At 59.4% G+C, this 12,972-nt stretch carries 12 protein-coding genes and 1 pseudogene; 10 read left to right on the forward strand and 3 right to left on the reverse strand.

Going from position 1 to position 12,972, the window contains the following annotated elements:
- Positions 1–36 precede the first annotated feature (36 nt).
- The 3 genes from AC3WQZ_RS29560 to AC3WQZ_RS29570 are packed head-to-tail and all read right to left on the reverse strand — an operon-like array spanning position 37 to position 2,041.
- Positions 37–543, reverse strand: a complete 507-nt coding sequence (locus tag AC3WQZ_RS29560) for a TPM domain-containing protein (protein ID WP_454751006.1) — start codon at positions 541–543, stop codon at positions 37–39.
- Positions 537–1,403 carry a TPM domain-containing protein gene (locus AC3WQZ_RS29565; RefSeq protein ID WP_454751005.1) on the reverse strand — a complete coding sequence of 289 codons (867 nt, stop codon included), beginning with the start codon at positions 1,401–1,403 and terminating at the stop codon, positions 537–539. Before AC3WQZ_RS29565 ends, AC3WQZ_RS29560 begins: the two co-directional genes overlap by 7 nt.
- Positions 1,400–2,041, reverse strand: a complete 642-nt coding sequence (locus AC3WQZ_RS29570) for a LemA family protein (RefSeq protein ID WP_454751004.1) — start codon at positions 2,039–2,041, stop codon at positions 1,400–1,402. Before AC3WQZ_RS29570 ends, AC3WQZ_RS29565 begins: the two co-directional genes overlap by 4 nt.
- A 322-nt stretch (positions 2,042–2,363) precedes the next feature.
- Between AC3WQZ_RS29570 and AC3WQZ_RS29575 the strand changes: the two genes are divergently transcribed.
- The 10 genes and pseudogenes from AC3WQZ_RS29575 to AC3WQZ_RS29620 all read left to right on the forward strand — a co-directional run.
- Complete coding sequence (locus AC3WQZ_RS29575) at positions 2,364–3,548, forward strand: methionine adenosyltransferase (protein WP_454751003.1); 1,185 nt, start codon at positions 2,364–2,366, stop codon at positions 3,546–3,548.
- A gap of 359 nt (positions 3,549–3,907) precedes the next feature.
- Positions 3,908–6,268 (forward strand): heavy metal translocating P-type ATPase, encoded by a 2,361-nt coding sequence (locus AC3WQZ_RS29580; RefSeq protein ID WP_492301778.1) that lies wholly within the window; start codon positions 3,908–3,910, stop codon positions 6,266–6,268.
- A 315-nt stretch (positions 6,269–6,583) separates the two neighbouring features.
- Positions 6,584–6,811: a YHS domain-containing protein gene (locus AC3WQZ_RS29585; RefSeq protein ID WP_454750722.1), complete on the forward strand. Its 228-nt coding sequence runs from the start codon at positions 6,584–6,586 to the stop codon at positions 6,809–6,811.
- Positions 6,812–6,850: 39 nt separating this feature from the next.
- Complete coding sequence (locus AC3WQZ_RS29590; RefSeq protein WP_454750713.1) at positions 6,851–7,117, forward strand: DUF2933 domain-containing protein; 267 nt, start codon at positions 6,851–6,853, stop codon at positions 7,115–7,117.
- Positions 7,117–7,782, forward strand: a complete 666-nt coding sequence (locus AC3WQZ_RS29595; RefSeq protein ID WP_454750723.1) for a methyltransferase family protein — start codon at positions 7,117–7,119, stop codon at positions 7,780–7,782. The genes AC3WQZ_RS29590 and AC3WQZ_RS29595 overlap by 1 nt, the downstream gene beginning before the upstream one ends.
- Before the next feature lie 36 nt (positions 7,783–7,818).
- Positions 7,819–8,085 carry a DUF5676 family membrane protein gene (locus tag AC3WQZ_RS29600; protein WP_454750714.1) on the forward strand — a complete coding sequence of 89 codons (267 nt, stop codon included), beginning with the start codon at positions 7,819–7,821 and terminating at the stop codon, positions 8,083–8,085.
- Positions 8,086–8,260: 175 nt separating this feature from the next.
- Positions 8,261–10,195: an ATP-dependent zinc metalloprotease FtsH gene (gene ftsH / locus AC3WQZ_RS29605; protein WP_454750715.1), complete on the forward strand. Its 1,935-nt coding sequence runs from the start codon at positions 8,261–8,263 to the stop codon at positions 10,193–10,195.
- On the forward strand, positions 10,176–10,979 hold the full coding sequence (gene ppk2 / locus AC3WQZ_RS29610) for a polyphosphate kinase 2 (protein ID WP_454750716.1): 804 nt from the start codon (positions 10,176–10,178) through the stop codon (positions 10,977–10,979). The genes ftsH and ppk2 overlap by 20 nt, the downstream gene beginning before the upstream one ends.
- 305 nt (positions 10,980–11,284) lie before the next feature.
- Entirely contained in the window at positions 11,285–11,821 is a 537-nt protein-coding gene (locus AC3WQZ_RS29615; protein ID WP_454750717.1) for a YqaA family protein, read from the forward strand.
- Between the two features lie 820 nt (positions 11,822–12,641).
- Positions 12,642–12,972 (forward strand): annotated as a pseudogene (locus AC3WQZ_RS29620) (hypothetical protein); the annotation flags it as partial.

Below are 12,972 nucleotides of genomic sequence, written 5' to 3' on the forward strand. Positions count from 1 at the left end.
GATCATCCTCGATGCCCACGGCGTGCGCCATATGCGTCATAGGACCACGGCTTTGTCGACCAACTCGTTTTCACAATGGTCGCGGGCAGGGAAATGCTGTCTCATGTGTTGGGCCACCCCCTGGATGCCGGCAATCACACCTTCCTGATACTCCCGACGGCGGAAGCTGGCCTCCATCTCCCGGCAGATTACTTCCCAGTCGCCCGAGCCGACCCTTGCATGCAGACCCCGATCTGCCACAATTTCAACATCATGGTCTGCCAGCAGCAGATAGATCAGGACGCCGTTGTTCTGTTCGGTATCCCAAACGTGGAGTTGCGAAAATACCTCGATCGCCCGCGCTCTGGCCGATTGGCCTTTGAGCAGGGCGGTGCTGTGTAATGCGCCCTCCAGGGCAAAGCGAATTTCGCCGTCATGCGTAGCCTCGCTCAGCTTGATGGCCTCCTCGATGGCGTCCAAGGTCTCCTGAGGGAACGCGCGACGAACGTGCCAGTGAGTCATCATCAGGTGGCGCGCGATGCGATTGAAGTTGTTCGTTACCATTTGCCTGAAGCCCCGCCGCCACCAAATCCACCACCACCGCCGCCGAAGCCGCTACCTGATCTGCCCGATCTGCCCGATCTGCCTGAGCGGCCACCGCCACTGTGCCACGCACCCACGTGCGCGCCCATGCCACCACCCAGCAAGGTGAACGCCAAAGCAACCATGCCAGCTACGAGAGCAACGAGCATGATGCCAGAGAGCAGCCACATGACTGCACCGACTGCAGTACCGGTGGCAATTGCGCCTGGGAATCTGCCAAGGGCGCTTCGCAGTACGCCCGCCAGCACCAGCGTGAGTACCAGCACGATCGGCATATACTGGCGAATGGGATCCCTTTCGCCAGTGACCACGGTTTTCGGTGGTGGCAGCGGTTCTCCGTCGACCACCTGGACCATCCCCTCAACACCCGCAGTGAGGCCGCCATAGAAGTCTCCCTGCTTGAAACGGGGAACGATGATCTCACTAATGATGCGCTTGCTTGTCGCGTCAGTCAGAATGCCCTCAAGTCCGTAGCCCACTTCAATCCGCAGTGTGCGATCGTCCTTGGCGACAATCAGCAAGGCACCGTCGTCGACGCGCTTGCGCCCCAGTTTCCACTGCTCCACGACGCGCAGGGAGTATTGCTCGATAGTTTCCGGCTGGGTGCTCGGGACGACAAGGATGGAGAGCTGACTGCCCTTCCTAGATTCAAAGGTCGCCAGCTTCTGCTCCAGGGCCTCTCGTTGATCGCGCGTAAGCGTGCTGGTCAGGTCCGTCACACGCGCCGTCAATGCTGGGATTGCGACCTCGGGGAGGACCGTTAGCGGAAGGAAAAGCGCAACTGCCAGGATTGAGGCAAGCGCGGCCTTGATTGAATTCAATTGGGACTCCGAGAGGCGGGCGCCGGCGCACCGCCGAACTCAATCTGGGGAGGCTTGGCAATACCCGCCTCGTTGGCGACGGTGAAATTAGGTTTTTCTTTGTATCCGAAAGCCATCGCTGTCAGATTCGAAGGGAACGAGCGGACGGTTACGTTGAAGCCCTGCACTGCCTGAATGTATCGATTTCGCGCGATGGCGATGCGGTTTTCGGTGCCTTCCAGCTGCGCCTGCAGATCGCGAAAGCCAGCATCCGCCTTCAGCTGCGGATAGTTCTCCGAAACGGCGAGGAGCCGGGTCAGAGAACTCGTCAATTGTTGCTGAGCGGCCTGAAATCGCGCGAACGCTTCCGGGTCGTTGAGGAGTGCCGGGGAAGCCTGAAGCGCACCGACACGCGCGCGCGCCTCGGTCACCTGTGTCAACACCTCGCGCTCATGGCTAGCGTAGCCCTTGACCGTGTTAACGAGATTCGGCACCAAGTCGGCCCTGCGCTGGTACTGGTTCAGGACCTCCGCCCAACCCGCCTTGACCTGTTCTTCCTGCGACTGAATGGTGTTGTAGCCACATCCCGTGAGCGCCAGGGCAAGCAGCGTCAGCAGTCCCAACCAAACTTTGCGCACGGCGCACCTCCAGATTTCCATGGCATTCGTGTTCGAACGCCGAAGTCTTTATGCGATGGACGTCTCGGAACTAGATGCCATCGCAAACCAATCCACAGAATTCATCGTAGAGCACATGGAGGACATGCCCTTGATTTGCCTCAAGGACTTGACCTCGGACATCGACTCCGGGCGGCCGGCCTAGCCTATGCCGCAGCCGGCCGAGTTCAAGTCCCATCAAAAAGGGGTGCCATCGATCGGGCCGGCTTGTGCTTCACTTAATGGAGAGTTCCTAGCTGCCGCCCAGCTCCGTCAAGCTTCGCTAAGACAGGGACGGCTTCCCTTTCAGAGTCTGGAGGTCTTGATGCTACGCTCAGACGAGATCGTTCTTTCCATCGCAACCTCATCCGTCTTGGCGCAAGGGCGCGCAGAAATCTGTGAGCACAAGGGAATCGGCCATCCGGACAGCCTCTGCGATGGCGCGGTGGAGGCAGCCGCCCGTGCGCTTTCCCGCGCCTATATTGATGGCTACGGCGCCGTGCAGCCGTTCAACCTCGATAAGGCGTTGCTGGTCGGCGGCACGAGCGCGCCGAAATTCGGTGGCGGCAGGCAGCTGCGCTCAATACGCCTCATCGTATCCGGGCCGGTTACCGAGCTTCGGTCGGCAAAGGTCGAGCACCTTGTTGAGCAGGCCATTCGCGAATACTTCGCAACTTCCTTGGGCGGGATTGGCAACGGCATCCGCATCGAGCCAATTCTGCGCCCGTCAGCGCCAAACCTACGGCGGGTGACTGAAGCGGCGGCTCTCCCACTATCCAATGACACATCCTTTGGTGTTGGCTATGCGCCACATACACGGCTTGAGAGTGCTGTGCTGTCGGCCGCGCACGTCCTGCAATCAAGTGCGTTCAGGGGCACGTTTGCGGCGGCAGGGCTCGACTACAAGGTGATGGGGAGTCGGCTTGGCGAGCATCTGCGCCTCACTATCGCGCTCGCGCTTGTGGACCGATGCGTGCACAGCGTCGACGAGTATTTCGTGCTCAAAGAGCGGATTGGGTCGCATCTGGCGGAGCAGATCGGCCTCGGGGGCGAGATTGCCATCAATACCCTCGATGACCAGGATGCTCGCGACGAGCGTGGGATTTACCTGACTGTCACTGGCCTGAGCGCCGAGCATGGCGATGATGGCCAGGTCGGCCGCGGGAACCGGGTCAATGGATTGATCACACCATATCGACCCATGTCACTGGAGGCGGCGGCGGGCAAGAACCCGGCGGCGCATGTCGGCAAGCTATACAACGTGCTCGCGCACCGGCTGGCAAGTCATATCCACGAAAGCGTGGATGGCGCGGACGAAGTCATCATCCGGCTCCTGTCCGGAATCGGACGTCCCATCAACCAGCCCCAGCTGGTTGCCATTGATGTCGTGGCCGCGCGCGGTTTATCGACTACGCAAGAGCAGCAAATTCGTGAGCTTGCCCGGCAGCAGCTGGTGGCGCTTCCCGCCTTGGTCAGCGAGCTCGTCCACGGCACGGTACCGGTCTTCTAAGCCATCGAAGGCGCGGGCGCCAATCTCGGCGCCCCCCCCCCCCCCCTGACCGGACGGCCTCCGCGGTTTTCCGGCACTAATGTGTTGTTCCGCATTCATTTGCGAACCAGCACCCACAGCACGCTCGATTGGCTCGGGAATTCTTGATTCACCTCAAGTGGCAAATCGGCTGGTCGCGCAGAATGCAAACGCAATAGTGCTGCAGGTTCTCCAAATTGCTCCAAGGAGACAATGGAATGCCGATCAAGTCAGCTACCCCATATGGGGGGAATTGTGGCGTTACCAGCGCCCAGACGGCCCCAGCGACGGCCGGAGGCGCAGTTACCTCCGAACGGCTAGTGCGGGACCCCGTCTGCGGCATGGAGATTTCCCCGAGCGGAGCCACTGCCAGCGCGGAAGTTGACCAAAAGCGGTATTGGTTCTGCTCCCCCCACTGTGAACAAGCGTTCCTCGCCGACCCTGCGCGATATACCCGCCGGCCTGCTCCGCAGGGGCCAGCTGGACACTCGAGCAGTGCTCGCCCGCCTGCTGACGCTCCCGTCCCTGCGCCGGCGACGCCCGCATCGGCTTCCAGCGGCGCCAAGCAACTCGCGAAGGACCCGATCTGCGGAATGATGGTGGACAAGGCAACGGCCCTGTCCACGGAGCGTGGCAACCGCAAGTACTACTTCTGCAGCGAGAGCTGCCTTCGGACCTTCGAGTCGCCCGAGCGCGAGTTGAAGGCAATGAAGACGCGCGTGACCATCGCCCTCACGGGCGTGCTCGCGTTGGCGGTGCTAAGAGCCGGTGCTTTCCTGGCGTTGGCGGCTGGCGCGACCCTGCTGACTTGGGCGCCAATTCCCGCCTTGCCGTGGTTCACGTGGGGGATGTGGTTATTTCTGCTCGTTACGCCAGTGCAGTTCATTGGTGGTTGGAGCTTCTACAAAGGCGCGTGGAATGCGATCCGCACGCGCAATATCAACATGGACTTCCTCATCGCCCTGGGGACGTCCGTGGCCTACTTCTACAGCGTGGTGGTCCTCTTCTTTCCTTCCTGGCTGCCAGTGAAGGTGGAAGAGCGAGACGTGTACTTTGAGGTTTCGGCGGTAATTATCGCGTTCGTGCTGCTGGGCAAGTACATGGAGGAAATTATCAAGAAGAAATCCTCTGCGGCTGTCCGGCGCCTGCTCGACTTGCGCCCTGCCGTCGCTCATGTGCTTCGTGACGGCAAAGAGGTGGAAATTCCGGCCGAAAGCATCATGGTCGGTGAAGCGGTCGTTGTACGCCCGGGCGAGAAGATTCCCACCGACGGCAAGGTTATCGATGGTCAGACCAGCATCGACGAGTCGATGCTGACCGGCGAATCGATGCCTGTGGAAAAGACGCCCGGCGCAGCAGTCATTGGCGGTACGCTCAACCGCAGCGGCGCCTTTACCTTCCAAGCCACAAAGATCGGTGCCGAAACTGCCCTCGCGCAGATCATCAAGATGGTCGAGGATGCCCAGGCCAGTACCGCGCAGATTCAGCGGCTGGCCGACCAGGTGACCGCTTATTTCGTGCCGGCAGTTGTCGTCGTTGCGTTCCTTGCCCTGGCCGGTTGGACCGTAGCCGGCCATTTCCCGCACGGGCTCCTGGCTTTTGTGGCTGTCCTGATTATCTCCTGCCCGTGCGCGCTGGGCGTGGCAACGCCCGCCGCGTTGATGGTCGGGGTCGGCAAGGGCGCGGACAACGGCATCTTGATTCGCGGCGGTGAAGTGCTGGAGCGCGCAGAAAAGCTGACGGCAGTCGTCTTCGACAAGACGGGCACGATTACCCGCGGAGAGCCGACGGTGACCGATGTCATCCCCTTCGCGGGGCAAGAGGAGACCGGCTTGCTGAGCCTCGCTGCCGCCGTCGAAGCCGGGTCAGAGCACCCGTTGGGCGAGGCTATTGTGCGCGCCGCCCAACACCGCGCCCTCTCCCTTCTCAAGGCCACGAGCATCAGCGCATTGCCTGGCATGGGCATCCAAGGTCTGGTCGACGGTCAGCAGATCTGGCTGGGCAATCGGCGCCTGTTCGCACGCCAAGGCATTCCGACCGAAGCAGTCGAAGCCCTATTGGGCAAGCTTGAAGCTGATGGCAAGACGGCCATGATGGTCGGCGCAGGCACACAAGTGCTCGGCGTGGTGGCCGTAGCGGATACGGTGAAACCGGAGGCGGCCGAGGCTGTGGCTGCCTTGCAGGCGAGCAACATCAAGGTGGTGCTGCTGAGCGGCGACAACCGGCGCACCGCCGAGGCAATCGGCCGACAGGTAGGCATCGAGCGCGTGATTGCAGAAGTCCTGCCGCAGGACAAAGTCACAACCATTCAGGCCTTGCAGAAGCAGGGGGAGGTCGTGGCCATGGTTGGGGACGGCGTCAATGACGCGCCGGCGCTGGCCGTCGCCGATATCGGCATTGCCATTGGTTCGGGGTCTGACGTTGCAAAGGAGACAGGAGGCATCATCCTGATTCGCAATGACGTGCGCGACGTAGTCGCCTCCATTCACTTGTCGCGCGCAACGATGCGAAAGATCAAGCAGAACCTCTTCTGGGCGTTCATTTACAACACTATTGGCATCCCCGTCGCTGCGCTTGGCTTCCTGAACCCCATCATCGCCGCGGCCGCCATGGCGCTGTCATCGTTGAGCGTGGTGGCAAACTCGGCCTTGCTAAAGCGTGCTCGCCTTAGCGCGGTTGTTGCCAGCAAGGAGGCGGCATGAGGCAAACGTTGGCATGGATCTGCGCCGTCATTGCGACACTACTTGCAGTCGCAATCGTGTATTGGTTTGGGGTTTCGCCGCTCACCATACTGATCGCGTTGCTCTTGCTCTCCTGTCCAGTCGTCGTGATATGGGTGAGTCTGCGACTCTCACGACAGTGTGAGCGAGACATCCGCCAGGCCGTCGAGCGTGAGCGTAAGTCCCGAGGAAAATGTTGACGAGGAGGACCTAAACATGAACTGGCTCTCACAAAATCTCAATTGGATCCTGCTTAGTGGAGCAGGCCTAATCGCACTGCTTGCGTGGCAGCGAGTCATGAATCGCCAACGCAGGCAGGACGGGGAAAATCTCCCTGCGGCGCACAGGGACGACCACACTGCGCGCGACCCCGTCACCGGCAAGCCGGTCGATATGTCACACGCCCTCACGGCTGACTTCGAAGGGAAATCCTACTTCTTCGAGTCTGAAAACTCTCGGGCTGTCTTCCAGCAAGATCCTGCTCGATACGTGCACCGCCATCATCGCCATCATGGCTGTTGCTAGATGAGGCCTTCCATAGGATGCCCCCCATAGGAGCGAAGTATGAGGCACGACCACAACAATCATGATCGGCAAGAGGACGCACAGCGAACGGTTTCCAAGTCCAAGCTGGTCACGATCGGCTTTCTCCTGGTGATCGCCTACTTCCTGTTCACTGAACACCGCGCGCACGTCATCCAGTTCTTGCCGTTCCTGCTGCTCGCAGCCTGTCCGCTAATGCACCTCTTCATGCACGGTGGACATGGCCACGGGCATGGCGACCGTAAGGATGAGGAACCCAAGGAATTGAACACCAAAGGAAAGCGATGATGCAACACGAAACGCAGTCAGGATATGGCCTGTGGTTGCTGGTGATTATCAACTCCGCCATCTTCATCCTCTTCGCCTTCAGCTTCACAAAGCCGAAGACTACGCGTGACTGGCGCTCCTTTGGCGCATTCTCCGCGTTCATTGTGGCGCTCTTTACGGAGATGTATGGTATTCCGCTGACTATCTATCTCCTGCTGCCGTGGCTGTCGGCGAAGTTTCCGGGCATCGATTTCCTGGCCCATGATGCCGGCCATCTTTTGGAGATGATGTTCGGGTGGCGCGCTAATCCGCACCTGGGGCCCTTTCACATCGCCAGCAACATCCTGATCTTTGGCGGCTTCATCATGCTCGCCGCCGCTTGGCGGGTACTCTACCTGGCGCAGCAGCAGCATCACCTCGCGACCACCGGGCTCTATGCGCGCATGAGACACCCACAGTATGTCGCCTTCGTTCTCATTATGTTGGGCTTCTTGCTGCAGTGGCCGACGATTCCCACGCTGGGGATGTTCCCCATCCTGGTCTGGATGTATGTGCGGCTGGCGAAGGCCGAGGAACGCGATGCGCTGGCGGTGTTCGGGCAGGAATACGAAGAGTATCGCGGCAAAACACCTGCGTTCATTCCGCACTTCAGTGGATCCGATGTTCCTCGGCCCCGACCAAATTGAGCTTAGCCATAAGCTTCCCTGCGTCTGGAGATTGCCATGAAGCCCTATAAAACCGGTCTGACGCTCTCAGCCACGATCGTCATTTTCTACGCCTTGTGCTCCATCGTCTGGCTGGCATTCCCTGAACCCTTCATGAATTTCATGAACGCGCTCTTTCATGGTCTCGACTTCCGGCGCCTTCAGACTGGCCAGCCCTCGTCTTGGTGGTCCATCATCTACCCAGGCTTCATATTTGCAGTCTGGTCTTTTGGCGCTGGAGCATTCTTTGCTTGGTTGCACGAAAACCTGGGAGGAGGACGCTGAATCGTGGGTCGCGGATTGCCGGCGCGATGGCGACGCATAGCGCGAGAGCGCGTAGCATCTAACCGACTCCTCAATTTCAGACTTCACGTATCCAGTAGGACGCGGGACCGGCGACTCGCGGCGATTATCCGCGGTCGCTGAGGCCTGCTGCCATTCGAATAGATAAAGGGCCATCATGGAACCACTTCAAAGGCAGTTTTCCCTATGGTACGTACTCGTGGCTGTCACGGCGATCCTCATCCTTCAGAGCTTCATTCCCTCATCGCATGTCGAGTCGCTGCCGTACAGTGACTTCAAGGTTTTGCTCAAAGCTGGCAAGCTCAAGGACGTCACCCTTGGGGAGGGAGCCGTCACCGGTACGGTTAGCACCGATGGCATTGAGAATCTGCTGCCCAAGCAACAGGCCGAGGAGATGTTGCGTCAGGGCAAGGGGGATCACCGGTTTTCCACGCTTCGGGTGAATGACCCCAATCTGGTCCAGGATCTCGAGACCGCCAAGGTGCGCTTTGTTGGGCAAGCCGACAATAAGTGGATCGGCGTGCTGCTCTCCTGGGTTGTCCCCGCGATCCTCTTCTTTGTCGTCTGGAGTTTACTCATCAAGCGGGTGGGTGGGGCCGGAGCCGGCATGATGGAGATCGGCAAGAGCAAGGCCAAGGTCTATATGCAGAAGGAAACCGGCGTGACCTTTGCCGACGTCGCCGGCATCGACGAGGCAAAGGAGGAGCTCGCCGAAATCGTCAACTTCCTGAAGGACCCTCAGCGCTACCGGCGCCTGGGTGGCAAGATACCTAAGGGCGTGCTGCTTCTCGGGGCGCCCGGCACAGGCAAGACCCTGCTGGCAAAGGCGGTGGCCGGTGAAGCCGGCGTGCCGTTCTTCAGCATGAGCGGCTCGGAGTTCGTCGAGATGTTTGTCGGCGTGGGGGCAGCGCGGGTACGCGACCTCTTCAACCAGGCTGAGACCAAGGCGCCCTGCATCATTTTCATCGACGAACTGGATGCATTGGGCAAGACCCGCGCGCTGAATGCAGTGGGAGGCAATGACGAACGCGAACAGACCCTGAACCAGCTATTGGTCGAGATGGATGGCTTTGATACCAACAAAGGGGTCATCATCATGGCTGCCACCAACCGGCCGGAGATTCTTGACCCGGCGTTGCTTCGCCCGGGTAGGTTTGACCGCCACGTTGCGTTGGACCGGCCGGACCTGAAAGGTAGGGAGCAAATTCTGAAGGTGCACATCAAGGACGTCGTTCTGGCTCCAACCGTCGACCTAACGAAGTTGGCGGGCCGCACGCCGGGATTCGCCGGCGCAGACCTGGCCAATCTCGTTAACGAGGCCGCGCTTCTGGCGGCACGGAAAGGGAAGGATGCAGTGGAGATGGTCGACTTCGACGAGGCGCTGGACCGGATCATTGGCGGCCTGGAAAAGAAGAATCGCGTGATGAATTCACAGGAGAAGGAAACTATCGCCTACCACGAAGCGGGTCATGCCATCGTGGCGGAGTCGCGGCCGCGTGCTGACAGAGTATCCAAGGTTTCCATCATTCCCAGGGGCGTCGCGGCATTGGGATACACGCAACAGACACCAACTGAGGACCGCTACCTGCTCAAGCAGAGCGAACTGCTTGACCGCCTCGATGTCTTGCTTGGTGGCCGAATGGCAGAGGAGATGGCTTACGGAGACGTGTCGACCGGGGCGCAGAATGACCTGCAACGCGCGACTGACATGGCTCGCCAGATGATTACGCAATTCGGAATGAGCAAGCAGCTAGGACTTGCCACTTACGATGACGTGCCGAATCCGCTTCTAACAGGGTCAGGATTGATGCCTAGAGAACGCAAGGAATACAGCGAGAGCACTGCGCAAATCATTGATGCGGAAGTTCGGAAGATTCTGGCCGATGCAAGCGAGCGTGTTAGGCAGACACTGCTGGCAAATCGACACAAGCTGGACGCCCTGGCGAAACTACTGCTCGAACAAGAGGTAGTGGACCGATCTGCCCTGGAACTGCTGCTCTCCGAGAAGGTCACCCCGCTGGGGAAACCGCACCCAGGCACTTCGGACGCGCCCGATTCACAGAAGGCGAGCCATGAAAACAAAGGCAAGTAGCAAGAGGGCCCAATTCGAGGTAAGCGCGATTTCCCATGAGGACTACGAGGGGACTCTGCACTTACTTCAAGTCGAGTTGGTCAAGCTTCAGAAGCACTTCATTTCCTGCAATGACCGAATTCTGGTGATTCTTGAGGGAAGGGATGCGTCCGGAAAGGATGGCACTATCAAGCGCATTGTTGAACACCTCAGCCCGCGCGAAACGCGCGTCGTTGCCCTTGGCAAGCCGTCCGACCGCGACCGTGGCTCCTGGTACTTCCGGCGCTATGCAGCTGAGCTGCCCGCTGCCGGCGAGTTTACCCTGTTCAATCGAAGTTGGTATAACCGGGCAGGTGTAGAACACGTGATGGGGTTCTGCACTGACGACGAGCATGAGGACTTCATGGTGAGTGTGCCGGAGTTCGAAAGGATGCTCGTGCGCTCCGGGATTCGTCTCATCAAGTACTACCTGGACATCAGCAAGGCCGAGCAGAAGAAGCGCATCGAAGACCGCCGCCAGGATCCGCTGAAGCAGTGGAAGGTCAGCTCCATCGACGACCAGGCGTTATCGCTGTGGAAGAAATACAGCAAGGCGCGCAACGAGATGCTTGCCCGGACTAGCGATGCCGTGCCGTGGAACATCGTGTGCGCCGACGACAAGCGAGTGGCTCGCCTTAGTGTCATCAAGGATCTTTTGACTCGTCTTCACTATATGGGCAAGGACACAGAACTGATTCGCCCTGACCCGAAAATCGTATTTCCTTATGCCGAGGAACATCTGCTTAGCGGCGCGATCGCGAAGTGAAGTGGCTATTCATCATAGATCCGCAATCCGAAAGGATGGATGGTGCCGTCACAATTTCTGGGTTTCCCAAGTCTGACGGTTCCATCATGGTAGCCATCAATGCGGGGATGCGGAAGCGAGCCAGGCTCGCTGGCAGCCGTGTACTGTCGGCGCCAGGATCGACAATTGACATAGCGCCATCAACTGCAGGATTGAGCGTGGTGCCCATGGAGACTGATATTAGACGCCAGCAGCCCAGTTCGTTATCGCTGGGAAGCGTGAATCGGGCGTCAACGCCCACAACTTCCTTCAGGGGAGTCGGCCGCTTGGTGTTCGCTGGCGTGCTGGATATGCTGAGCCGGCGCGCGCACCTCAAGGCCTCTCCAGTGCTCGTCGGAGCCTTGGCGTTGCTCGCGACCATCAGCATGAGCGTGCCGCTCGTCCCGGTCTTATCGGCGGCAACGCTGCTGAATGCACGTCGATGGAAGATGATTGCGCTTTGTGCTGCCCTGGGGAGCAGTGCCGGGGCACTTCTTCTCTATGTCGTCTTCCACCATCTCGGCTGGGTGCAGTTGCTCACCTACCTACCCGAACTCACACGCTCCGCCAAATGGATGGCGGTGGAGCGTTTCACCGGAAGCTATGGCCTCCCCGCACTGCCGGTCATCGCTGCGTCGCCGCTGCCACAAACGCCCGCACTGGTCTTTGTCGCCTTGGCGAAACTTTCCCCATTAGCGGTGTTTGCGGTCATCTTCTGCGGAAAGCTCGCAAAGTACAGTCTGGCTTCCTGGCTTGCAGCCCGTGCTCATGATTCCTGGAAAAATGAAAGCGAGAACCACAATGGCTTTCAAAGACCACAATGAGGTACGCCATGGCTGAGTCTGGCCGGCTCGCAGTGCAGTGTCTGGCTAGCCCACTCGCCAACGCGCTCCTCAAGTATCGAAGGCCGCCTTCTTTCTCTCGGACACAGATCGTATTCGAATGTTCGCAGTTCCTTGGGCTAGTCCGGGCGGCCCTTGCGGGTGTGGCCAGCCACCTTGATGCTGCCGTCGCCTCTGCTATTCGTCGCTGCTACCTAATACCTGAGAGAATTGGGGGAGGCGGAAGGTAAATCACACGCACACACCGGCATCATTACGCGATGCGATGCAGGAACTGGCGACCGCAGGAGAGGCCAACGGCGGTGGCCGAGCCGCAGTGCGAGCAAGCGCAAGCTGGTATCGCCACGCTGAACAACGAACTCGCAGCGCTGCGCGCGCACCTCGCGGAGGACCAAGACGCGGCCAGCGGAAGGAGCCAGGCAACCCGTGCGATACGACTACTGACACATCTGATTTGAATCATTTGAAGGCATCGCATTCCGCGAATGGACGCGTTTAGTCCCGATGGCAGCCCCCACACCACGATGGCCATTAAGGCATCCGCATTCATCCTCGACAGGGGCCTGACGGCCGCAGGTACATTACTCAGCCACAAGCGGGCTACCTATCCGGTCGCACGCTTCCGCATCTTGCGGTCGCCGAGCAGCCAGCGGGTTGAGTCGCTTAGATGACCGAACTGTTGTCTCGCGTCAAGCCTTTCCAAGCGGAAAGCACTATTCTGTAAAAGAGACGCAATTGCAGCCTCATAATTGTCGGCTCGGGACGAAAAGGTACGCACCACTTGCCAATAAGGAGAGACAAGATGAAGAAGGGATTCATGGTAGCCGTGTTATCCGCTGCCGTACTTTCCGTAATGCCAGCGTTTGCCCAAGAAGGCAAGCCGGTAACCAAGAGTGCTCCCCCGAGACAAGAGCAACCGAATGTCGCCGAATTCGATAAGCAGGCGCAGCAGATCCAGGAAAACATGCGGAAGATGCAGGAGCAGATGGGAATAATCCAGAAAACGCAGGACCCGCAGGAGCGTCAAAAGTTACTTCAGGGGCACTGGACGACCATGCAGGATACGATGGGTATGATGCACGGCTTGTGGGGCCCGGGGGCGATGGGGAAGGGCGTAATGGGCGGACCCATGA

This window comes from Cupriavidus sp. FW305-26 (genome assembly GCF_058787975.1).

Bases quoted from the DNA above. Each gene is read 5' to 3' on its own strand.
- AC3WQZ_RS29560 (WP_454751006.1), bottom strand. From the start codon at position 543: ATGGTAACGAACAACTTCAATCGCATCGCGCGCCACCTGATGATGACT.
- AC3WQZ_RS29570 (WP_454751004.1), bottom strand. From the start codon at position 2,041: ATGGAAATCTGGAGGTGCGCCGTGCGCAAAGTTTGGTTGGGACTGCTG.
- AC3WQZ_RS29575 (WP_454751003.1), top strand. From the start codon at position 2,364: ATGCTACGCTCAGACGAGATCGTTCTTTCCATCGCAACCTCATCCGTC.
- AC3WQZ_RS29580 (WP_492301778.1), top strand. From the start codon at position 3,908: ATGGAGATTTCCCCGAGCGGAGCCACTGCCAGCGCGGAAGTTGACCAA.
- AC3WQZ_RS29585 (WP_454750722.1), top strand. From the start codon at position 6,584: ATGAATCGCCAACGCAGGCAGGACGGGGAAAATCTCCCTGCGGCGCAC.
- AC3WQZ_RS29590 (WP_454750713.1), top strand. From the start codon at position 6,851: ATGAGGCACGACCACAACAATCATGATCGGCAAGAGGACGCACAGCGA.
- AC3WQZ_RS29595 (WP_454750723.1), top strand. From the start codon at position 7,117: ATGCAACACGAAACGCAGTCAGGATATGGCCTGTGGTTGCTGGTGATT.
- AC3WQZ_RS29600 (WP_454750714.1), top strand. From the start codon at position 7,819: ATGAAGCCCTATAAAACCGGTCTGACGCTCTCAGCCACGATCGTCATT.
- ftsH (WP_454750715.1), top strand. From the start codon at position 8,261: ATGGAACCACTTCAAAGGCAGTTTTCCCTATGGTACGTACTCGTGGCT.
- ppk2 (WP_454750716.1), top strand. From the start codon at position 10,176: ATGAAAACAAAGGCAAGTAGCAAGAGGGCCCAATTCGAGGTAAGCGCG.